Here is a 22,043-nt window from a genome sequence, read left to right as displayed (position 1 = left end):
CTCAGTACAAATCCACCGGATCCACATCCAGCGACCAGCGCACCTTGCGCGTTTCCGTTGCGGCGTAGATCGCGGGCAGGGCCGCTTCGAGCGCGGCGTGCAGGCTGCGGCGGTCGGCGGCGGACAGCAGCAGTTGCATGCGCTGAAAGCCGGCCCGGCGCGGCATCGGGGCGGGGAGTGGGCCGTGCAGGTCGAGGGGCGCGTTCGTCTCGCGCAGCGCCTCGCGCGCCATGCGCAGGAAAGCATCGCAGGCTTCCACCTGCTGCGCCTCGGCGCGGAACATCGCCATGTGCGCGAACGGAGGGAAGCCGGCCAGCTCGCGCTGCGCGAGTTCGGCCTCGGCGAAAGCGTGGTAGCCGCCACTGAGCAGCGTCGCCAGCAGCGGGTGGTCCGGATGGTGCGTCTGCAGCAGCACTTCGCCGCGGCGATGCGCGCGACCGGCGCGTCCGGCCACCTGGATCAGCAGTTGCGCGAGCTTCTCGGGCGCGCGGAAGTCCGCCGAGAACAGGCCTTCGTCCACGCCGACCACGGCGACCAGCGTCAGGTGGGGCAGGTCGTGTCCCTTGGCCAGCATCTGCGTGCCGACGAGGATGCCGCGCTGCGTGCCGAACTTCGCCAGCGCCTGTTCCAGTGCGTCGCGGCGTTGCGTGGTGCCGCGGTCGATGCGCAGCACGGGAACGTCGGCGAAGCGCGCCGCGAGCACTTCCTCGATACGTTCTGTGCCCGCGCCCTGCGGTTGCAGCGCCAGCCCGCCGCAGTCCGGGCAGGCGTTCGGCACGGGCCGGCGCGCGCCGCAGTGATGGCATTGCAGGCGGCGACCGCCGGCATGCACCGTCATCGGCGCGTCGCAGCGCTGGCACTGGGCGCTCCAGCCGCAGTCGTGGCACAGCAGCACGGGCGCGTAGCCGCGCCGGTTCTTGAACACCAGCACCTGTCCGTCGGCGTCGAGCGCGGCGGCGATGGTGTCCAGCATTTCCGGCGACAGCCCGGCCTCCAGCGGCCGCTTGCGCACGTCGCACACGCGCACCGACGGCGGCTGCGCCTGGCCCGCGCGCTGTTGCAGGCGCAGGTGCGCATAGCGACCGGCCTGTGCGTTGCGCAGCGATTCCAGCGAAGGCGTGGCGCTGCCCAGCAGCACCGGCACGCCCAGCGCCTTGCCGCGCACCAGGGCGAAGTCGCGGGCGTGGTAGCGGATGCCGTCGAGCTGCTTGAAGCTGCCGTCGTGTTCCTCGTCGACCACGATCAGCCCGGCTTCGGGCAAGGGCAGGAACACCGCCGAGCGGGTCCCGACCACCACCCGCGCCTCGCCCCGCGCGAAGGCGGTCCAGGTGCGGGCGCGCTCGCCGTCGCTCAGGCCCGAGTGCAGCGCGTGCACCGGAACGCCCAGGCGGGCGCGGAAGCGCGCCAGGGTCTGCGGGGTCAGGCCGATCTCCGGCACCAGCACCAGCGCCTGCTTGCCTCGCGCCAGGCAGTCGGCGATGGCGTGCAGGTAGACCTCCGTCTTGCCGCTGCCGGTGACGCCGTCCAGCAGCATGGCCGCGAAGCCGGCGCGGGCGGCCAGGATCGTGTCGACCGCCGCCTGCTGTTCGGGGTTGAGGTCCGGGCCTGGACGCGGGAGGGGGGCGTGGGCGACGGCCGGAACGGCCAGGCGCTCCGCCAACCCCCGCTTGGCGAGCGCGCGGGCGGCGCTGCGCCAGTCGTCGTCCTCCCCGTCCAGCGTGTCCTCGTCGCACGGCCCGGCCAGGAGCCGGTCCGCGAGGCGGCGCGGCTTACCGTTGCGCAGGCGCTCACGCGCGGTGTGGCCGGCTTCGGTGAGCTGCCAGGCCCAGGCGTGGGTGTCGGGCAGGGCGTCGCCGCGGCGCAGGGCCGCCGGCAGGGCGGTCGCCAACACTTCGCCCAGCGGCGCATGGGTGTAGCGGGCGAGCCATTGCAGGGACTCCAGGAGTTCGCCTTGCAGGACGGGTTCGGGGTCGAGGCGGGCAAGCGCGTGTTTCAGCTCGGGCGCTCCAGGCTCGATGGGCCCGGTTTCGGCGACGATGCCGACCAGTTCGCGACTTCCGAAGGGAACTCGCACGCGCAGGCCGATGTCGCCCGGCAGGGCCGTCTTACCGGGCGGTGGCCGGTAGTCGAACAGGCGCGGCAGCGGCACGGGCAGGGCCAGCCGCCAGACGGGCGGCGAGGGCGCGGGCGTGTCGGGCATCGGCGCAGTCTACCGGGCCCGACTGGCACGGAAGTGGCCGGGGAGTTTGCAGGCCATTGCTGCCCGCTGTGGGACAAAAGTCACGCAAGTGCCCGGCCGCAAAGCGAAAAGCTCCTTATCCACACGAGCTGTGGATAAATCTGTGCATTGCTGGTTGCGAGTGATACGCGACAACGTAGAAACAAGCCTCCCCGCTACGTTGGTGAAAAAAGTGCCAAAGCACTTATTGCCATTGAAATCAATGCTTTAAGTGTGAAACATGGTTGTCACTCGGCTGAAGCGGCCGTTCAGGATCGACGGCATGACCGAACGGTTACTGCTGTGCACAACCGCTTTTCGGACGTAGGCCGCGCCACGCTTGAAGGAGCGCCTCACTCAGTATTGTCAAGCGGTTTTTCACGCGTCCGGCCTCGCTATGATGCCGTGCATGGTGATGCAGTCCCGATGAGCGTTTCCCCCGCTGCCCCCGCCCCGGGCGCCCCGCCCGCCCTGTCCGCTTTCCTGCGTGGGGTGGAACGCCGCGGCGCCGTCCTGGCGGAGTTGCAGGCCGGCGATGCCGCTGCCGGTGACGCGGCCCTGGTCGGCGCCATGCGCCGCTTCCGCGACGAGGCCCGGGACACCCCCATGGCCGTCTGGCCGCAGCGCTTCTGGGCGCTCTTGCTGGCCCAGCCTCAGCTCCAGCACCGCACCGCGGTCGCGGTGGCCATCGAGGCCACGGATCGACTGGGCGAGCTCGGCAGCGGCCCGCGCGCGGCGCTGCTGCTGCGCGTCGCCGCGGGGCTGTCCGAGGAAGAGGCGGCCGCGGTGCTCGCGGTCGGCCTGCCGAGCTACCGGCTGGCCTTGCAGCGCGCCCTGCCACATCACGCCGACGGCCGCGCCGATCCGCTGGCCTGGCAGCAGATCCGCGAGCAGATCCACCGTCGCATCAAGACCCTGCCGCCGGACCGCCTGGTCCGCCTGAGTTCCGCCCGCGAGGCCGTCCTGCGCGGCGATGGGGAGCCCACGCAGGCCGCCCGCGCGCCGACCGCCTCGGCCCGGCCGCGCTGGCTCCTGCCGCTGCTGTGGACGCTGCTGGCGCTATGCCTGCTGGGGCTCGCGGCGACGTTCTGGCCGTGGGGCACGGGTTTCGAAGGGACGGCGGCGCACGGCCCGGTCCGGGTCGAGCCGCTCCCGGAAGCCGATTCGCCCGCTTCCCGCTACGGCGAGGAACTGGCGCGGGTCACGCACCGCGATTTCGCGCTGCTCGCCGACCCGCAGGGCGAAGCCGCCGCCAAGGACCTGGAGTTCCACAGCTGGCTGGCGGCGCAACAGGCGGCGGGCATCAACGTGCCGACCCCGCCGGCCGACGCGCCGGTCGAGGAGAACGTGGCGCCGTCGCCAGTCGAGCACGGCATCGTCAGCGAAACCGAAGCGGAGACCGCCGATGCGCCGTGAACGAACGCGTCGTCGCTGGGCCCTGCTTGCGCTGGTGCTGGTCGCGGCCGGGGCCGGTTCGACGCCGCCCGAGCTGGCGGACCTGCTCGAACACCTGCCGCCCGCCGCCCAGGAGCGGCTGCGCGAGAACGCCCGGCAGTGGGAGGCGTGGTCGCCGGCCCGGCAGGCCGAGTTCGGCGAACGCGCCGCGCAATGGGATGCCCTGCCGCGCGCCGAACGCGACGCGCGGCGCGAGCGCTACCTCGCCTGGCAGTCGCTGTCGCCCACCGAGCGCGAACCGATCCAGGCCGCTGCCGCGCGCTACGCGGCCATGCCGCCGGACCTGCAGGCAGCCTGGCGGGCCCAGTTCGATGCGCTGGACCGCAGCGATCGCCGCGGCTGGCTGTTCGGCCCCGACCTCGGTGCGGACTACGGCACCTTGCAGCCGCTGCTGGCGCAGGTGCCCGAGGGCGAGCACGCGGCGCTGTTGCGCACCCTGCGGGCGATGCCGACGCAGCAACGGCGTGAGCTGAGCGTGCTCGTCCAGCGCACGCCACCGGCCGGCCGGGCCGCGCTGCGGCGCGAACTGCTGTCGGTGAGCGCGGGCGAGCGCGCGGACTGGCTGTGGCGACGCCTGCAACACTGACGCAGGCGACGCCGGTTACGCGCGACCCAACTCCATCGCCAGCCCCATCACCCGCCGCTGTGCGGTGAAGTGTCCATCGAAACGCGCCAGACCCTGCGCACGCATGCGCGGCGCATGGTCGCGCAGGTAGGCATCGAGCGCGGCCGCGTCGCGCAGCGTGTACTGCACGCACAGGTGGAGGCGATCGTCGGCCGGAGGCGGATCGCGCACCTCGCACACGCGCACGCCGAGGAAGCCCGGCAGGGCGAGGATCTCGCGCACATGCGCGTCCAGCCACGCGCGGAACTCGCCCGCGATGGCGACCTCCACATCGAGGTTCACCTCGTACACCACGCGCGCGCCGGCATCGTGCATCGCGTTACATCCGCACGATGCTCGCCAGCGCGATGAACGCCACCGCGAAGCCGAGCAGCACGAAGTACAGATTGCCGATCACGAAGTAGCGCAGCGAAGTGAGCAGCCAGCCGTTTCGGTACACGCGCTTCTGCATGATCCACAGGTAGATCGGCATCCACAGCCACAGCGCGAACTCCAGCAGCCCGGAGATCCAGCCGAATGCCGCCCAGTGCGGCGTGATCGCCTTGTCCAGCGCGAACAGCAGGAAGAAGGCGAGGATCGCCAGGCACAGGTAAGCGTGGCTGTAGAGCGCGACGACCAGGTGCTCCATGTACAGACGCTTCGAGCCCAGGTAGGCGAGCTTGAGCAGCAGCGCGAACACCGGCACCAGCAGGAACAGCGCCGAGGGCACCGCGCCCAGCGCCGCGCGCACCCACAGGCCGTAGTCGTACTGCACGCGCGCGAAGTTGTCCTTGCCGTGCGCGATCTGCGAATTGAGCCACTTGTTGAGGAAGGCCGGCGCCCACGACAGCTTGAGCGGATTGAGTTCCTCGTCCCACGGCTCGTCGCTGCCGAACAGCGTCAGGCGGCTCTCGCAACTGCTGTCGCCGTAGATGCGCGCATCATCGGCGGCCTTGCGCGAACGCGAGCCTTCGCTGCCGCGCGCCACCGCGATCTGCAACTGCGCCGCACGGCACGCGGACGCGTGGTTGGTCTCGCGGATCTCGCCGAGCATGCGCCGGCGCTCGGCGGCCTTGGCGGCCGGCAGCGCCGCCAGCTCGCCCTGCTGCTTGCGCAGGCGCGTGTTGCGCAGCTGCTCGAGCTCGGCCAGCGTCTTGGCCTTCTCCATTTCCGGGACGGCCTGCGTGCTCTTGGATTCGGCCTTGATCTCGCGCAGCGCGGCGGCCTTCTCGCGTTCGACCTCGCGCGGCGTGAGGTTCTGCTCCTTGATGATCTCGGCGACGCGGCGGTCGGCGGCGGCGTTCACATCCGCCATCGCGATTTCGAACGGCTTGCGCACGTGCGGCAGCATCGTGGTGACGGCGTCGCGGCCTTCGGCGAGTTCGGCCAGCTCGGTCGCGCGGACGCGCTCGACGTCCTCGATGTCGTTGGCGGTGGCGAAGCGCTTGTTCTCGCGGTTGACGTTCTGCGCGCGATTGGGGTTGCTGGACACGCCCGCATCGAGCAATGGCACCGTCGCGTCCTGCGTCTCGACGCGGATCACCATCTGCGCGACGAAGAATGTCAGCACGCTCAGCACCACGAACAGGCGCAGCGGCGCGACGTACTTCGCGCGCTGGCCGGACAGGTAGTTGATGGCGACGCGGCCGGGCGAAATGAGATCGCGCAGCGTGCGGAAGATGCGGCCGTCCAGGTGCCAGAACGCTTCGAACACTTCCTCCACGGCATGGGCCGCGTGGCGGATCGGGTTGACGATGGACTGGCCGCAGTCGTGGCAGTAGTGGCCCTGCAGCGGCGCGCCGCAGTTTTCGCAGTGGGTCGGCGCGTCGTGGGGCGACTCGCCGCCGTGCGTATCGTGGCCGTTCGCAGTGCTGGAACTCATGTGTCAACGCTCTCCCCGGCGCACGACCACAGTCGATTCATGGCAAGCGGTTAAGATAGCGGGCCGCCGCGACCCGGCGCCAGCGCCCGACATTGGATGCGGTCGCGCGGCCGCAGTCGTGCGTCTGGTTGTTCCGATGTCCCTTGCCTCTGTATCGCCCGGCCGCAATGGCCTGTTCGGCGAGATCCGCACCACCGCCGTCCTCGCCGCGCCGCTCGTGGGCGGGCACGTATCCACGGGCCTGATCGGCTTCGTCGACAACGTGCTGGCCGGCCACCACAGCACCACCACGCTGGCCTCCGTCACCATCGGCACCGCGTTGTGGTGGCTGCCGATGATGGTGCCGATCGGCACCCTGCTGTCGGTGCCGCCGTCGGTGTCGCAGCTCGACGGCGCCGGGCGCCGTGAAGACATCGGCGGGCTGTTCCGCCAGGCGATGTGGCTCGCGCTGGGCCTGGGGCTGGTGCTGTTCGTGTTCCTCACGCTGATTCCGCATGCGCTGGGGCCGATGGGCATCGCGCCGGAGATCATCCCGGGCGCGAAGGACTTCCTCCACGGCATCCGCTGGGGCGTGATCGCGCTGACGCTGTTCTTCTGCATGCGTTATCTCAGCGAGGGCCTGCACTGGACGCTGCCCACGCTGCTGCTCAGCGCGGGTGGGCTGCTGATCCTGCTGCCGGTGGGTTACACGCTGACCTTCGGCAAGTTCGGATTCCCGCAGATGGGTGCGGGCGGGCTCGGCGTCGCCTCGGCGATCATGCTGTGGCTGCAGGCGATCGGGTTCTTCGTCGTGCTGTGGCGGTCGAAGCGGTTCGCCGACCTGAAGCTGTTCGAACGCCTGGATCTGCCGCATTGGCCGACGATCCGCGGGCTGCTCGCCACGGGCCTGCCGATCGGCGTGACCGTGCTGATGGAAGGCGGGCTGTTCATCACCACCGCACTGCTGATGGGCCGGCTGGGCGAAGTGCCGGCGGCGGCGCACCAGATCGCCATCAACCTGGCGGCGCTGTGCTTCATGGTGCCGATGGGACTGGCCGAGGCGACCACCGTGCGCGTCGGCCATGCGCTGGGACGTGCGGACTTCCACGGCGTGCGCCGTGCGGCCAAGGCCGGTTACGCGATCGTGCTGGGCACGCAGCTGTTGTCGGGCATCGTGCTGCTCCTGGGCAACGACCTGCTGGTGAGCTTCTACACGCGCGATGCCGCGGTGGCGACGCTGGCGGCATCGCTGCTGCTGTATGCGGCGGCGTTCCAGTTCCCGGACGGCGTGCAGGTGCTGTCGGCCGGCGCGCTGCGCGGCCTGAAGGACACGCGCGTGCCGATGGTGCTCGCGGCCGTGGCCTACTGGGGCATCGGCATGCCGCTGGGCGCCGGCCTTGGGCTCGGCCTGGGCTGGGGGCCGCGCGGGATGTGGGTCGGGCTGATCGCCGGCCTCACCTTCGCCGCCGTGCTGCTGTGCCTGCGGTTCGTGCGATCCAGTCACCCCGATCGGCTGGTGATGCGCGGGCCGTGAGGCCGGGCGATCGGGGCCGTCCGGGCCCGGGTGCGGGCGGCTTTTTCAGGCCCCCGCGGATCACGATTCCGCCATACGCTCCGTGTTACGAATGGCGGGTGATTCCGCGCCCGCCGGCGATTACGCTGGTCGCGTAGCCAGGAGAACGTATGAACGAGATTCCCCGTCGTGGTCCCATCGCCCGCTTCTTCGTCGGGCTGTGGGATGCGATGAACTTCACCCGCCGTCTGATCCTCAACCTGCTGTTCCTCCTGCTGCTGTTCGTGTTCCTGGCGGTCATGCTCGCCGGTCCGCGCACCAAGCCGCTGCTGGAGCGCACCACGCTGGTGATCGCGCCGGAAGGCGCGCTGGTGGAGCAGTTCAGCAGCGATCCGGCGACCCGCGCGCTGGAACGCCTGATGGGCCAGAAGGGCGGCGAGCTGCAATTGCGCGATCTGGTGCGCGCGCTGGACGCCGCCGCGCGCGACAAGCGCGTGGAACGCGTCGTGCTCAACCTGGACAAGCTGGAAGCCGGCGGCATGGCGTCGCTGCGCGAGGCGGCCGACGCGATCGCTCGCGTGAAGGCCAGCGGCAAGCAAGTCGTGGCGTTCGCCGAGATGATGGACCAGAAGCAGTACCTGCTCGCCGCGCAGGCCAGCGAGGTCTATCTGGACCCGATGGGCGGCATGCTGCTCGAAGGCCTGGGCCGCTACCGCACGTATTACCGCGAAGGTCTGCAGGACAAGCTCGGCGTCGACGTGCACCTGTTCAAGGTGGGCGAGTACAAATCCGCCGCCGAACCGTTCGTGCTCGACGCGGCTTCGCCCGAGGCGAAGGAAGCGGACCTGTACTGGATGAACGATGTTTGGCAGCGCTACCTGGCCGACGTCGGCAAGGCGCGCAAGATCGACGCCGCCGCGCTGGCGCAGCAGATCGACCAGATGCCCGCCGGTATCGAAAGCGTCCAGGGCGACCTGGCGAAGTTCGCGCTGCAGACCAAGCTCATCGATGGCCTGAAGACGCGCGAGGAAGTGGATGACCTGCTCGCGCAGCGCGGCATCGCCGACGACGATGCGCCGGGCGGCTTCCGTCAGTCTTCGCTCGACGAATACCTCACCCAGATCGACAGCGGCATCAGCCCCGTGGACCCGCGTCCGCAGGTGGCGGTGGTGGTGGCCGAGGGCGAGATCCGCAGTGGCGAGCAGCCGCCGGGCACGGTGGGCGGCGAGTCGACCGCGGCGCTGCTGCGCGAGGCGCGCGACGACGACAACGTCAAGGCCGTGGTGCTGCGCGTGGATTCGCCGGGCGGCGAAGTCTTCGCGTCCGAGCAGATCCGCCGCGAGATCGTCGGGCTGAAGAAGGCCGGCAAGCCGGTGGCGGTTTCGATGGGCGATCTGGCCGCATCGGGCGGTTACTGGATCTCGATGGACGCCGACCGCATCTACGCCGACGCCTCCACCATCACCGGTTCCATCGGCATCTTCGGCCTGATCCCGACCATCCCGCGCGCGCTGGAGAAGATCGGCGTGCGCAGCGACGGCGTGGGCACCACGCGCTTCGCCGGTGCGTTCGACATCACCCGGCCGTTGCAGCCGGAAGTGGGTCAGGTGATCCAGTCGGTGATCGACAAGGGCTATCGCGATTTCACCGGCCGCGTCGCGAGCGCGCGCAAGAAGCCGGTGGATCAGGTCGACGCCGTCGCGCGCGGCCGCGTCTGGACCGGCGCGCAGGCGAAGGAACGCGGGCTGGTGGACGAGCTCGGCGGTCTGCGCCAGGCGGTGGATTTCGCCGCAACGCGTGCCGAGCTCGGCAAGCCGGGCGACTACCAGGTGCGCTACATCGAGAAGGCCGCTTCGCCGTTCGAACGCCTTTTCACCGGTTTCCTCAGCAGCCGCATCGGCGCGGCGTGGCTGCAGGATTCCGACCTCGCGCGCGGTCTGCTTGCAAAGGCATCCCCGCAGACGGCGCAGGACCTGCAGTTCCTGCAGGGTGCGATCACGCCCACGCGTGGCGTCCCGGTGAAGGCGCTGGCGTACTGCTTCTGCGGTTTCTGAGCTGACCACGCCCCTCACCGAATGAGCCCCTCTCCCGCTGGCGGGAGAGGGGTTGGGGTGAGGGCCGACGAAGTCGAAGCGCCTAAAAGAAAACGCCCGGCCAAAACCGGGCGTTTTTCATTTCCACAGGCAGCACCGCGCGACTCAGGTCCCGTCGCTCTCCTGCGCATCGATCGCCGCGCGCTCGCGCTCGTTCGCTTCCTGCAGCTCCTTCTGCACGTTCTTCGCCTTCTCCAGCGGCGCATTGATCGCATCGCGCAGCTGCGTCGCCTGCGGTTCGACCGGTCGTTCCTTTTCCGGCGGTTTGGGCTTGGAGCAGCCCACGATCAGCGCCGACATCGTCATCGCAAACAGCAGCGTCCGCGTCATCCCACACCCCTCGCATGGTCCGCCGGCTATGCTACGCCGGCCGCGTGGCGCAGCAAGCGCCCGGCGTGTGCCCCCTATCACGGAGACGGCGATGGATCCCAAGCGTTGGCGTCTGGACGGCCAACTGGCCCTGATCACCGGCGGCAGCGCCGGCATCGGCCGTGCGGTGGCGAGTGAACTGCTCGGCTTCGGCGCCGATGTCCTGCTGGCCGCGCGCGATGCCGCCGCGCTGGAAACGGTGCGCAACGAGCTGCTGGAGGATTTCCCCGACCGCGAGGTGCAGGGCTTCGTCGCCGATGTCGCCGACGAGGAACAGCGTCGCGAACTGCTCGACTGGGTGGAGGACTTCGGCGAAGGCCTGCACATCCTGGTGAACAACGCCGGCGGCAACCTCACCAAGCCCACCACCGACTACACCGAGGACGAATGGCGGCAGGTGTTCGAAGTGAACCTGTTCTCCGCGTTCGAACTCTCGCGTTATGCGTACCCGCTGCTCACGCGCCATGCGGCCTCGTCGATCGTCAACGTCGGCAGCGTCTCGGGCACCACGCACGTGCGCACCGGCGCACCCTACGGCATGAGCAAGGCGGCGATGCACCAGATGACGCGCAACCTCGCGGTGGAATGGGCCGAGGACGGCGTGCGGGTGAATGCGGTCGCGCCGTGGTACATCCGCACGCGCCGCACGTCGGACAAGCTGGCCGATCCGGATTACCTGGACGAAGTGCTGCTGCGCACGCCGCTGGGCCGCATCGGCGAACCGGAGGAAGTGGCGGCGGCGGTTGCGTTCCTGTGCCTGCCCGCATCGGGCTACATCACCGGCGAGTGCATCGCGGTGGACGGCGGATTCCTGCGCTACGGCTTCTGAATGCGCGCGATGCGCATGGCGCCGGGCAATAAAAAAGGCCGCCGGGCGGTGCTGAATCGCCTGGCGGCCCGATGGCAGGCATAACGCCTGTCCTCTACCTGTCGAGGATCAAGAACTTTCGTTCGTGGGTGCTCCTCTCGAGGCGGTCGTAGCGTAGCGCGCGCGTCGGTAGGAACAGGTGAAGGGATCGCGCCGCGTGCATGACCCGCACGTAACACCGGGTCGACATCGCCTCAACGCGGTCCCGCGAACGGCCGATCCTCCGGCACCGGAAGATCCAGCACCGGGATCTCCACGAAGCTCACCGCATCGCCGCCGTGGAAGATGCGGTTGAGCGCTTTCGACGGCAGCGACTCGTCGTAATTGCGCCCACCCGTGCCGAGGTTGCGCTCCAGGCGCGGGAAACTGCTGCTGCTGATGTCCAGGCGGATGCGGTGCCCGCGCGGCACGAGGTAAGCGATGGAGCGCATCGGCACGTCGAGCACGTAACGCGCGCCGGGCGTCATCAGGCTGGGGCGTTCGACGCCGTCGCGATAACGCGCGCGTAATGCGCCTTCCTGGATGTTGGTGGCGCGACCGTCGGGCCACACATGCACGAGTCGTGCGATGAAGTCGGTGTCCGGCGCCGTCGAGGACACCACCAGTTGCGCGCGCAGTTCGCCGACGATGCGCAGCGGCTCCTGCAACGGTGCGGAGGTGTAGACGAGGACGTCGCCGCGCTTCTCCACATCGGCCTGATCGGTGGGGCCCGAGCGTTGCTTCGGGTCGCCCGTGCAGCACAGCGGGCCACCGCGCGACGGCACGGGTTCGGCCGGGTCGTGGATGAAATCGTCCGCGCGTTCCTCGCGTGCGGCTTCCAGCGCGAGCACGCCGTCGCCGTCGCGACCGTTCGCGTGGCCGTTGCTGGAGAGGTACCACGGCTGCGGGCGCGCTTCGGCGGGTGGCCATTGCGTCGAGCTGAGCCAGCGTTGTTCGTTGAGCACGAAGAACTGGTACGGCGGCAGTGCCTTCAATCCATCGCCGCGGCCACGCAGCCAGTAGTCGAACCACGCCAGGTACCACTGGCGATACGGCTTGTCGGCATTGCGCACGGGCAGGTCGCCGAAGCGGCCCGAGCCGATGACGATCTCCTGCTCGCAATGATTGCCCGGTGCGATGACCACGTGCTGCTGCCGTCCCGCCTGCGGCGATTGACGCTGCACCGAGCGGGCCAGCGTCAGCGTGCCGGACAGGCTGGGGTCGCCCCAGGTGTCGATCACCAGCGCCGGGACGCGCGGGCGGTCGTCGCGCGAGATGTAATCCAGCGAGCCCCAGCGCGGATCGCCGAGCGGGGTCTGCAGGAAGTCCTCGTATCCGTTCGGGCCCGGGCGCAATTGCCGCACGACGTCCAGCACCGGCAGCGTGGGCAGGGCGCGGGCCATGTCGAGCTGCTCCGGCCACGGACCGTGGTCGGACTTCATGCCGTGCCGCGCGAACCAGCCGGCCGCGCCCGCGAGCTGGAACACGCCGCCCTCGAATGCGCCGAAGTACCCGGCGTGCCCGTCCACGTCGCCCGCCGCGCCGCCGGCGGCGATGGGGATCATCGCCGTGTGCGCGGGATGGTTCGCGCGGGCCAGGGCGTATTGCAGTTCGCCCAGCGCGGAACAGCCGATCGTGCCGACCTTTCCGTTCGACCAGGGCTGGCGGACGATCCAGTCCAGCGTGGCGACGCCGTCGGCGGTGGCATGGCGCCAGGGCAGGAAGTCGTCGCCGCCGGACTCGAACTTGCCGCGCACGTCCTGCACCAGCACGGCGTAGCCGTTGCGCGCGAAGAACAGACCCTCGCCGATGGCCTCGCCGTAACGGCGCCGGTTGTAGGGCAGGCGCACGTAGACGGTGGGCAAGGGGCCGTCGGCCTGGCGGGGCCGGTAGAGCGTGCCGGCCAGGTGCGTGCCGTCGGGCATCACGACCTGCACGTCGTCGTCGATGCGCACGCCGAACACCAGCGCGCGCAGCGGCTGCTGCCAATGCGCGGGGATGCGCTCGCGCAAGGCGAACAGCGCGCCCGCGGCGAGCAGGAGCGCTGCCACCAGCACGGCCAGCACCGTCCACCAGGAGAGCGCGGGACGCACTGCGGACAAGTCCATCTCCAAGAGTCGTTCCCTTGCGCTCGTGGCGGCCGCTGGGCGGCCGTCCGGGTCGGAACGGCGATCGCGTTCCGGCTTGTGTTCAAACGTGTGGAGGCCCGCCGGGCGGCCAGCGGCGCGCTGGCGCGGTCAGGGCGTGCAGGTGCTGTCGGCCAGGACGCGGCGGATGCGTTCGCCCTCGGCCGGCGTGGGGCGCGAGGCCGCGGCGAAGAGCGTGGCGGATTCGAACTCGCGCACGCGCTGCGTCCAGGCGTCGCACAGGGCCGCCTCGGGAACCGGCTGGCACGGGTCTTCCGTCATCTGGCACGCGGTGCCGCCGGCCATGGCGCCGGTGCCGTCCAGGCCGGTGACCTGCACGGGCACGCAGCGCGGCGGTGGTCGTGCGTCGTCGGAGAAGTAGCGCTCGCGGTTCCAGGTGCGGCATTCGAACAGCGCCGGCGGTGGGGACTTCGGTGCTGCGATGGGTGGCGGCTCGGGCTCGGGTGCCGGCGCGATGACCGGAGGCGCCGGCGCCGCAACCGGCAAGACGGGCGGCGCTGCAACAGGGGCGGCGATCGGCGCGGGCGGCGGCGTTTCCATCACCTTCTTCTGCTGCCGGGTGCCCTTCGGGCAGGGCGTGCCGTTCTGCAGCGTTACCGCGCCGCTGGCGTCGGTGCATCGGTAGATGACCATCTGCGCGCGCGAGGTCGGCATCGTCGCGATGGCGAGCAGCACAAGCAGCATGGCGGGCATCGCCTTGCGCACGCGTGCCGCGAGCAGGCGCTGCATCAGGAGCCCGCGCAATCGCTGGCCAGGCGCGCGTCGATGCCGCGCTGCTGCTGGTCGATCTGCTCGCGTTCGCTTTGCAGCGCGCTGTTGTAGCGGCGCCCCAGGGTCCAGCGTTCGTCGCGCAGGCGTGCGCAGACTTCGGCCTGCGGCAGCGCGTGGCATTCGTCGTAGACCCAGGTGCCGGCGCCGTACGCCACGCCGTAGCCGGGCGGGGGCACGCCGTCGGGCGGACGCGGCGGGCGCGGGCGATCGCCCACGCTCACGTCGAAGCGGCCATCGCCACCGCGGAACTGACCGCTCACGGCCGCGCGGACGCCGCCGTCGTAGAAGCCCGGCCGATGCGGAAGCAAGGTCGGATAGCCCAGCGTCCACAGCGGCACCCAGCGCGGATTGCCGGCGCTGGTGTCGCTGAGGTAGCGGTTGCCGTCGGGGGTGACGCATTCGTACATCGGCCGCACGGGCGTGACCATGACGGTGCGCGTCGCGGGCGTCGTCGCGGCGGGGGCGGCGGCGGGCGTTGCGGCCGGCGCGCGTGCGGCGGGCGGTGCGTCCTTGGGGCGCAGCATTTCCACGGTTTGCTGCGTCTCGCCCTTCCTGCATGGCGTGTCGCGCAGGCTGAGGCGGCCCTGCGCATCGGTGCAGCGGTAGATGGTGATGTCGGTGGCGAGCGCGCCCGACATCGCCAGCATCAGCGGCAAGGCGGTCGTCAGGGCGAAGCGGTGGGCCGGGCGCATGCGCGCATCTTGCGCTGCGGCGCGGGGCGACGGAAGCACGAAGCGCCGCGTGCGTTCACGCGCGGATCTGCGCGCCGCTGCGGGCATCGCGGATCGCGGTCGGGGAGGCCAGGCCGCCGGTTTCCCCGGTGCCCACGCCGTCGAGCAACGCGAGCACGCGCGGATCCAATGCGTCGCGCGAGAAAGCCGGCGGTTCGCCGGCGAGGTTGGCGCTGGTGGAGACCAGCGGGCCGCCGAATTCCGCGCACAGCGCGATCACGTCCGGATGCGCGCTCACGCGCACGGCGACGCCGTCGTGCGTGCCGGTGATCCAGCGAGGCACGCGCGGCGTGGTCGGCACGATCCAGGTGTTCGGCCCGGGCCAGCTGGCGAACACCGCCTCGCGCTGGGCGGCGGTCAGCGCGTCCCAGTCGAGCAGGCCGTCCAATTGCGCACGCGCGCCGGCGATCAGGATCACGCCCTTGTCGACGGGCCGCTGCTTGATCGACAGCAGCCGCATCACGGCCGCTTCGTTGAAGGGATCACAGCCCAGGCCCCAGACGGCTTCGGTGGGGTAGGCGATCACGCCGCCGCCGCGGAGCAGCGGGGCGGCTTCGGCGGGAGTGAGCGGCTTGGGCATCGCATGAGGATACCGGGCGCTGCGCGCCGGGGCGCTCACGCTCTTCGAGCGGACCTTGCCCGTGTGGTCCGCGCCCCGTTCGCCAGGGCGCGGCGCGCGTCCGCTTACGCCTTGACCGCCTTCTTCACGACCTTCTTCGCCGCGGTCTTCTTCGTTGCCTTGGCGGCGGTCTTCTTGGCGGCCTTCTTCACCGTCTTCTTGGCCGCGGCCTTCTTGGTGGCCTTCTTCGCCGCCGGCGCCTTCTTGGCGACTTCCTTCTTCACCTTGACCGCCGGTTCCTTCTTCGCCGCCGCCTTCTTGCCGAAGCGGCCGCGCACCGGCTTGCCGGTGTCGGCCAGCAGCTGGGTGACTTCCTCCAGCGTCAGCGAAGCCGGCTCGCGATCCTTCGGGATCTTGCCGTTGAGCTTGCCGTCGCTGATGTACGGGCCGAAGCGGCCGTTGAGCACCTGGATGTCGCTGCCGTCCCACTGCTTGATGATGCGGTTGCGGGCGATCTCTTCCTTCTGCTCGATCAGGAACACCGCACGCGCCAGGTCGATCGTGTACGGATCGTCTTCCTTGGTCAGCGAGGCGTACGTGGTGCCGCGCTTGGCGAACGGACCGAAGCGGCCGATGCCGACGCTGACCTCATGGCCGTCGCTCTGGCCGAGCTTGCGCGGCAGCTTGAACAGCTCCAGCGCATCTTCCAGCGTGATGGTGTGCATCGACTGGCCGGGACGCAGCGAGGCGAACTCCAGCTTCTCGTCGGTGTCCTTGTCGCCGATCTGCGCGTACGGCCCGAACCGGCCCAGGCGCACGCTCACCGGCTTGCCGCTCTTGGGATCGGTGCCCAGCTCGCGCGCGCCGGTGGCTTCGGAGCGATCGACCGATTCGGTCTTGTCTTCGACCAGTTCCTTGAACGGGCCCCAGAACTTCTCCATCAGCGGGACCCATTCCTCTTCGCCGCGCGAGACGGCGTCGAGTTCGTCCTCGAGCTTGGCGGTGAAGTCGTAGTCCACGTACTGCGTGAAGTGCGAGGACAGGAACTTGGACACCGCGCGGCCCACGTCGGACGGGCGGAAGCTGCGGCCTTCCATCTCCACGTACTTGCGGAACAGCAGCGTCTGGATGATCGAGGCGTAGGTGGACGGACGGCCGATGCCGTATTCCTCCAGCGCCTTCACCAGCGCCGCTTCGGTGAAGCGCGGCGGCGGCTGGGTGAAATGCTGGTCGGCGTGGATGCGGTCCAGCGGCACGCGGTCGCCGGTCTTCATCGCCGGCAGCTTGCGGCCTTCGTCCTCGTCCTCGGCGCCCTTGGTGTCCTTGCCTTCCTCGTACACGGCGAGGAAGCCCGGATCCACGACGGTCGTGCCCGAGGCACGGAAGGCGTGTTCGGCGCCGGCGGCCAGATCGACCGACACGGTGTTGAGCGTGGCCGGCACCATCTGCGAAGCGACGGCGCGCTTCCAGATCAGCTCGTAGAGCTTGCGTTCGTCGTCGCTGAGGTAGCGCGCCACCGAGGACGGCGTGCGCAGCGCGGAGGTCGGACGCACCGCTTCGTGCGCTTCCTGCGCGTTCTTGGACTTGTTCTGGTAGGTGTTGGGCTTGTCGGGCAGTGCGCGCGTGCCGTAGTCGCGGGCGATGACGTCGCGCATTTCCGCGATCGCATCCACCGACAGCGTCACCGAGTCGGTACGCATGTAGGTGATCAGGCCGACTGTGCCTTCTTCGCCGATCGCCACGCCTTCATACAGCTTCTGTGCGACCTGCATGGCCTTGCGCGTGGTGAAGCCGAGCTTGCGCGAAGCTTCCTGCTGCAGCGTGGAAGTGGTGAACGGCGCGGCGGGGCGACGCTTGCGCTCCTTGCTGGCGACGTCGGTGACGTGCAGCGCGCCCTTGGCGGCATCGGCGATGCGCTTGCGCGCGGCCTCGGCGGTGTCGCCGTCGGTGACGGTGAACTGCTCGAACTTCTTGCCGTCGAGCTTGATGAGTTTGGCGGTGAAGGCCTGCGTCGGATGCGCGCACTCGGCCTCGATGGTCCAGTACTCGCGCGCGATGAAGGCTTCGATCTCCTCCTCGCGCTCCACGATCATGCGCAGCGCCGGCGACTGCACGCGGCCGGCGGACAGGCCGCGCTGCACCTTGCGCCACAGCACGGGCGAAAGATTGAAGCCCACCAGGTAATCGAGCGCGCGCCGGGCCTGCTGCGCATCGACCAGATCGCTGGCGATGGCGCGCGGCTGGGTCATGGCTTCCTTGATCGCGCGCGGCGTGATCTCGGTGAACACCACGCGCTGCAGGGTCTTGCCTTCGAGCAGGCCGCGTTCCTTCAGGATTTCCGCGATGTGCCAGCTGATCGCCTCGCCTTCGCGGTCCGGGTCGGTCGCCAGGTAGAGCGCGTCGGCGCTCTTGGCGGCCTTGGCGATGGCGTCGACGTGTTTCTCGTTCTTGTCGATCAGGTCGTAGCGCATGGCGAAGCCGCGGTCGGGATCGACCGCGCCTTCCTTGGGCACGAGGTCACGGACATGGCCGTAGGAGGCCAGGACGGTGAAGTCCTTGCCGAGGTACTTGTTGATCGTCTTGGCCTTGGCGGGCGACTCGACGATGAGGAGGTTCTTGGCCATGGGGGCTCCGCAGGACCTGATCCGGTGCTGCGATGGGGGGCGGGAGGAAGGCGGGAGAAGACTACGCCCGCGGTGGCGTCGCGGGCGTCGAGGGGCTTCTCTTTTTCTATTGAGGCCATGCGCTGGCCGGAACTGTCAAGCGCGGCGGCGTGAAGCCGCGACGCCCTGCCCCTCGCGACGCCCCCGTTCAGGCGCGCCGTCAGCCCACGCCGGCGGCCCGGTTCACGTAGTCCTGGTAGGCCGGCAGGGCGATCGCCGCGACGATGCCGATGTAGGCCAGCGTGGCCAGGGCGCCCAGGATCAGCACCACGATGGCCACCACGCCCAGGCCCCGCTGCTGGCGCTCCGGATGGGCCGTATACGCCCAGCGGTCGACCACCAGGGTGCCGGCGACCATGTCGTGCAGGCCGCGCTTGCGCTGGGTGAAGGCGGCCATGATGTAGCCGATGTAAAGCGTGAGGTAGCACAGCAGGTGCGCGGCCCAACGGCCCAGCGCGCGGCCCGGGGCCAGGCGGCGGCCGGCGTCGTCGGCCACCTTGATGCCCACCGCCATCTTGCCCAGCGTGGCCTGCGTGGAGGAGGACTCCATGCCGATGTAGTACAGCCCGCTGATGACCGGGTAGGCCAGGTAGATCACGGCCATCAGGAGCGCGATCGTGCCCGGCGAGCCGGACGGGTTGCCGGAGAACAGCCCGGACGCGCCGACGCCGAATGCGATCAGCCCGGCGAACAGCACGATGTAATAAGCGATCGTGACCACCAGCGCGTCGATCATCAGCGCGGCGAGGCGCTTCCAGAAGCCCGCGTACACGACCTCGCCGGCATCGCCGAGGTAGTCGCCGGCCTCGCTGAGCGTTGCGCGCGGCGGTGCGTAGGGCGATGCGCGATCGACCGACTCGAACGCAGTGGCGGCGGGCGTCGCTGGCACCTGCGGCGCCATGACGGGCGGCGCCACTGCATCCAGCCCCAGCGTTTCGGAGAAGCGGTCCAGCGGCTGCCAGTCGCGCGCGCCGACATGCCAGGCCAGCGTGTCGCGCTGGACGCGTCCGTCGCGGTAGGCCTCGCGCACGTCATCGGCGTCGAGCGGCCCGACTCGGCCCTGCCCCGGGAGGTGGTAGTACCAATCGGTCATGCGATTTCCCCTAGCGTTTCGGCGGACGGCTGCGATGCCGCCTCGCATGCGCCTCCCCAGGCGCCTTGAGGACTCCCCCGGCGGTGCTCAGTGCACCGGCTCGGGTTCGTCCTCGAACATCTGGGTTTCCATCCAGGCGTAGGCCGCCTCGGAGCCGGGCTGGTTGAACAGCACCATCAGCACGACCCACTTCAGGTCGTCCAGGTCGAGCTCGTCCTGGTCCAGCGCCATGGCGCGGTCGAGCACCAGCTCGCGCTGGTCGGCATCGAGCACGCCGTGCTGCTCCAGGAACAGCAGGAAGCCGCGGCATTCCACGTCGAGCTTGTCGAGCTCGGGGCCGAAGAACACGCGCACCGGCCCGTTGGCGCGCGGGGCGCTGGCGCTCGGCCGTTGCTGGGCCAGCGCGTCGAGCCATTCGAAGGCTTTATTGATCTCGGCGGGGCTGAAGCCGGCCTTGCCGAGTTCGTCGAAGAGGGGACCGCTACGGAGCGAATCTCGGTCGCGGACGAGGTCCGCATCGTCGGTGAAGTAATGCTCGAACAGGTACAGCAGGACGTCCAGGATGCTCTCTTTCATTTCCCTCGGCCTGCGCCGCTCGCGGCGCGGTGGGCAGAACTTGCGGGTGGCCCGCCGGCGCGTCCGGATTCCCCTGAACGGGAGCCTTCAGCGACTGCGGAAGTACCGGCCATGCTGTGAAAAAACACGGCCATCAAGCTCCATGAGCAGCAGCATGGAGGACACTGCAGCGGCCGTCAATCCGGTTCGCTCCACGAGCTGATCCATAGCGGTTGGGTCGTGGCCCAGGGCTTTCCACAACAACTGGTAGTCGGGGTCTTTGTTCCCCGGTCCAGCGCGAGCCCCGGCCGGGACCTCGTGAACAGGGTGAATGGGGGCGTCCAGGCGCAGTCGCAAGTCCCTCGCGAGGGATGCGGCCTGCGGGGCGAGAGCGGCCACGACCTCGCCCGCGGACTCGACCAGACCGGCCCCGTCGCGGATGAGGCGGTGGCAGCCGCGGGCCAGCGGGTTGTGGATGGAGCCGGGCAGGGCGAAGACATCCCGCCCGGCTTCCGCCGCGAGACGGGCGGTGATCAGCGCGCCGGAACGTTCGGCCGCCTCGACCACCACCGTCCCCAGCGCCAGCCCGGCGAGGATCCGGTTGCGGCTGGGGAAGTGGAACGCCACCGGCCCGGTGCCGGGAAGGTATTCGCTGACGACGGCGCCGTGCTCGACGATGCGGGCGTGCAGCGCCGCGTTCGAGCGCGGGTACGGGACGTCGACGCCGGTGCCCAGCACCGCCACCGTGCGGCCGTCCGCCTCCAGCGTGGCCAGGTGCGCGGCGGTGTCGATCCCCGCGGCGAGGCCGCTGGTGACCGCGAAGCCCGAGGCGGCCAGCGCCCGCGCGAACCCGCGCGCGTTGTCGCGCCCGCCCGGCGTCGGCGCGCGGCTGCCGACCAGCGCCACCGACGGATGCCACAACAACGCCGGATCGCCGGCGACGAACAACGCCAACGGCGGGCTTGGCGAGCCGCGCAGCAGGGGCGGGTAGTCCGGATCGAGCCAGCCGATCAGGTGGTGCTGCGGTGCCTGCAGCCAGGCCACTGCGCGCGGTGGCGGCGTGGTCTGGGACAGCTGCGCGACGTGCTCGTCCGTCAGGCCGGCCGCGCGCCACGCGTCGCGGCCGGCGGCCAGCGCGGCCGCCACGCCACCGTGGCGTTTGATCAACGCACGCCGCGCTTCCAGCGACCCGCCGGCGGCGATGAGGCGGAGCAGTGCGGCGGATTCTTCCTGGGACGGCGCGGTCATCCGACCAGCATCGGCCGGAAACGACGACGGCGCCCTAGGGCGCCGTCGCGTGTTCGGATCGGAAGACTCCGGAACCGGATGTCAGTTCGTCGCGTCCGGATGCTTCAGGCGGTAGCCCAGGTGGGTCGGGCGGATGCCGTCCATCACGAGTGCGTAGCTGACCTTGTCGAAGGTGCGGAACACCATGACGTGGCTGGTGAACTCGTCGGGCATCTTCACCTTCTCGCCGCGGGTGTGCGCGTCCGGGCTGCGGTCGATGCCGGCCTTGACGCGGTCGACCTCGACGCTGCCCTGGCGCCACACCGAGAACACGGTGCCGTTGTCCACGCCATCGGCAGCGCCGACGGAGAGGGCAACGACGTCACGGGTGCCGCCGTTGGTGACCATGTCGGTCACGGCGATCACGCGGGCCCGGTCGACGGCCGGTTCCTGTGCGGGCGGATGCGGGATGAACTGCAGATCGAAGGACTGCGCCTCGACCGGGATCAGGCGGTCGCCGGCGCGCACTTCGCGGCCGTTGTCGTCGACCAGCAGCGTGGCGGCTTCGGCGTCGCCGACGATGCCGCGGCTGATGGTGCCGCTGGTGACCTTGGCCAGTTCGTAGCCCAGGAACTCACCGCCGCCCGGCGGCAGCTGGTAGGCCCACAGGCTCTCGGTGCCCCAGTTGCGCTGGCCGCGGAAATCCAGCGTCTGCGGACGGCGGCCCGAGGGCTCGCAGCAGCGGCGCGGATCCAGCGTCTGGAAGCGCTGGCTCGGGCGAACGACCATGTAGCGCTGGCCCGGTTGAGCGTCGGCCAGGCCCTTCACGTAGACGACCTGGTTGCCGCTGGCGCGCAGGCGGTCCTCTTCCAGGCCCACCACGTAGGGCAGGTGTTCGAACTCGTCGACGACGCGCAGGTCCTTCAGGAAGGCCTCCACCTCGGACAACGGAATGGCGTTGATCGGCGCTTCCTGGCGCGGACCTTCCTGAACCGCCACGCGGTCGAGGTAGGCCAGCGACAGCACGTCGCCCGGGAAGATCAGGTGCGGGTTCTTGACCTGCGGGTTGGCCTGCCAGATTTCCGGCCACAGCCACGGCTTCTTCAGGAAACGCCCTGCGATGTCCCACAAGGTGTCACCCTTCTTCACCACGTAGGTGTCCGGGTGATCGGCGGTGAGCTCGGCGGCCACACCATAGGTGGCAATCGTGAGCAACGCAGCGGTCATCACCGTGCGCAACGGTTTAAGCATCGTGGCCATCTGGCAATCCCCTTACCGCCCCGCTGCCCCAAGCAGCTTCCCCAACACAACCCGTGAAGGTGGGGCCCCGGGGCACT

At 70.1% G+C, this 22,043-nt stretch carries 18 protein-coding genes; 5 read left to right on the top strand and 13 right to left on the bottom strand.

What is annotated here, in order from left to right; translation table 11 throughout:
* Position 1: 1 nt before the first annotated feature.
* Positions 2-2,200, bottom strand: coding sequence for a primosomal protein N' (locus JI752_RS12385; protein WP_216964493.1), 2,199 nt, complete (start codon positions 2,198-2,200; stop codon positions 2-4).
* A 444-nt stretch (positions 2,201-2,644) separates the two neighbouring features.
* Between JI752_RS12385 and JI752_RS12380 the strand changes: the two genes are divergently transcribed.
* Positions 2,645-3,634 carry a hypothetical protein gene (locus tag JI752_RS12380; RefSeq protein WP_216964491.1) on the top strand — a complete coding sequence of 330 codons (990 nt, stop codon included), beginning with the start codon at positions 2,645-2,647 and terminating at the stop codon, positions 3,632-3,634.
* Positions 3,624-4,259, top strand: a complete 636-nt coding sequence (locus tag JI752_RS12375; protein ID WP_216964489.1) for a DUF3106 domain-containing protein — start codon at positions 3,624-3,626, stop codon at positions 4,257-4,259. Before JI752_RS12380 ends, JI752_RS12375 begins: the two co-directional genes overlap by 11 nt.
* Before the next feature lie 15 nt (positions 4,260-4,274).
* Here JI752_RS12375 and JI752_RS12370 read toward each other — a convergent pair whose 3' ends face one another.
* Complete coding sequence (locus JI752_RS12370) at positions 4,275-4,613, bottom strand: DUF4286 family protein (RefSeq protein WP_216964487.1); 339 nt, start codon at positions 4,611-4,613, stop codon at positions 4,275-4,277.
* A 4-nt stretch (positions 4,614-4,617) separates the two neighbouring features.
* Positions 4,618-6,159, bottom strand: coding sequence for a DUF3667 domain-containing protein (locus tag JI752_RS12365; RefSeq protein WP_216964485.1), 1,542 nt, complete (start codon positions 6,157-6,159; stop codon positions 4,618-4,620).
* A gap of 136 nt (positions 6,160-6,295) precedes the next feature.
* On the opposite strand from JI752_RS12365, the gene JI752_RS12360 reads away from it, so the two are divergent.
* Positions 6,296-7,672 carry an MATE family efflux transporter gene (locus tag JI752_RS12360; RefSeq protein WP_216964483.1) on the top strand — a complete coding sequence of 459 codons (1,377 nt, stop codon included), beginning with the start codon at positions 6,296-6,298 and terminating at the stop codon, positions 7,670-7,672.
* A gap of 149 nt (positions 7,673-7,821) precedes the next feature.
* Entirely contained in the window at positions 7,822-9,705 is a 1,884-nt protein-coding gene (sppA, locus tag JI752_RS12355) for a signal peptide peptidase SppA (RefSeq protein WP_216964481.1), read from the top strand.
* Between the two features lie 144 nt (positions 9,706-9,849).
* On the opposite strand, the gene JI752_RS12350 is transcribed toward sppA, so the two are convergent.
* Positions 9,850-10,074: a hypothetical protein gene (locus tag JI752_RS12350; protein ID WP_216964479.1), complete on the bottom strand. Its 225-nt coding sequence runs from the start codon at positions 10,072-10,074 to the stop codon at positions 9,850-9,852.
* A 91-nt stretch (positions 10,075-10,165) separates the two neighbouring features.
* On the opposite strand from JI752_RS12350, the gene JI752_RS12345 reads away from it, so the two are divergent.
* Entirely contained in the window at positions 10,166-10,942 is a 777-nt protein-coding gene (locus tag JI752_RS12345) for an SDR family oxidoreductase (RefSeq protein WP_216964477.1), read from the top strand.
* A 233-nt stretch (positions 10,943-11,175) separates the two neighbouring features.
* Here JI752_RS12345 and JI752_RS12340 read toward each other — a convergent pair whose 3' ends face one another.
* From JI752_RS12340 to JI752_RS12300, 9 genes are all read right to left on the bottom strand, one after another.
* The gene (locus JI752_RS12340; protein ID WP_345777359.1) at positions 11,176-13,053 is read right to left on the bottom strand and encodes a CocE/NonD family hydrolase; all 1,878 of its coding nucleotides are present in this window, start codon (positions 13,051-13,053) and stop codon (positions 11,176-11,178) included.
* A gap of 144 nt (positions 13,054-13,197) precedes the next feature.
* Positions 13,198-13,836: a DUF4124 domain-containing protein gene (locus tag JI752_RS12335; RefSeq protein ID WP_216964473.1), complete on the bottom strand. Its 639-nt coding sequence runs from the start codon at positions 13,834-13,836 to the stop codon at positions 13,198-13,200.
* On the bottom strand, positions 13,836-14,570 hold the full coding sequence (locus tag JI752_RS12330) for a DUF4124 domain-containing protein (protein WP_216964471.1): 735 nt from the start codon (positions 14,568-14,570) through the stop codon (positions 13,836-13,838). Before JI752_RS12330 ends, JI752_RS12335 begins: the two co-directional genes overlap by 1 nt.
* A 55-nt stretch (positions 14,571-14,625) precedes the next feature.
* Complete coding sequence (locus JI752_RS12325; RefSeq protein WP_216964469.1) at positions 14,626-15,189, bottom strand: Sua5/YciO/YrdC/YwlC family protein; 564 nt, start codon at positions 15,187-15,189, stop codon at positions 14,626-14,628.
* A gap of 104 nt (positions 15,190-15,293) precedes the next feature.
* A complete protein-coding gene (locus tag JI752_RS12320; RefSeq protein ID WP_216964467.1) occupies positions 15,294-17,792 on the bottom strand; it encodes a DNA topoisomerase I in 2,499 nt (832 codons plus the stop codon).
* A gap of 199 nt (positions 17,793-17,991) precedes the next feature.
* The gene (locus tag JI752_RS12315; RefSeq protein WP_216964465.1) at positions 17,992-18,924 is read right to left on the bottom strand and encodes an RDD family protein; all 933 of its coding nucleotides are present in this window, start codon (positions 18,922-18,924) and stop codon (positions 17,992-17,994) included.
* Positions 18,925-19,011: 87 nt separating this feature from the next.
* A complete protein-coding gene (locus JI752_RS12310; RefSeq protein WP_216964463.1) occupies positions 19,012-19,500 on the bottom strand; it encodes a DUF494 family protein in 489 nt (162 codons plus the stop codon).
* Positions 19,501-19,587: 87 nt separating this feature from the next.
* A complete protein-coding gene (gene dprA / locus JI752_RS12305; protein ID WP_216964461.1) occupies positions 19,588-20,727 on the bottom strand; it encodes a DNA-processing protein DprA in 1,140 nt (379 codons plus the stop codon).
* Positions 20,728-20,808: 81 nt separating this feature from the next.
* Positions 20,809-21,957 (bottom strand): LysM domain-containing protein, encoded by a 1,149-nt coding sequence (locus JI752_RS12300; RefSeq protein WP_216965321.1) that lies wholly within the window; start codon positions 21,955-21,957, stop codon positions 20,809-20,811.
* Between the last annotated feature and the right edge of the window lie 86 nt (positions 21,958-22,043).

This window comes from Lysobacter sp. MMG2, from assembly GCF_016735495.2.
Lineage (GTDB): Bacteria > Pseudomonadota > Gammaproteobacteria > Xanthomonadales > Xanthomonadaceae > Lysobacter_J.
The sequence above is the reverse complement of the archived record's forward strand: the minus strand, read 5'-3'. Positions and strand labels throughout refer to the sequence as shown.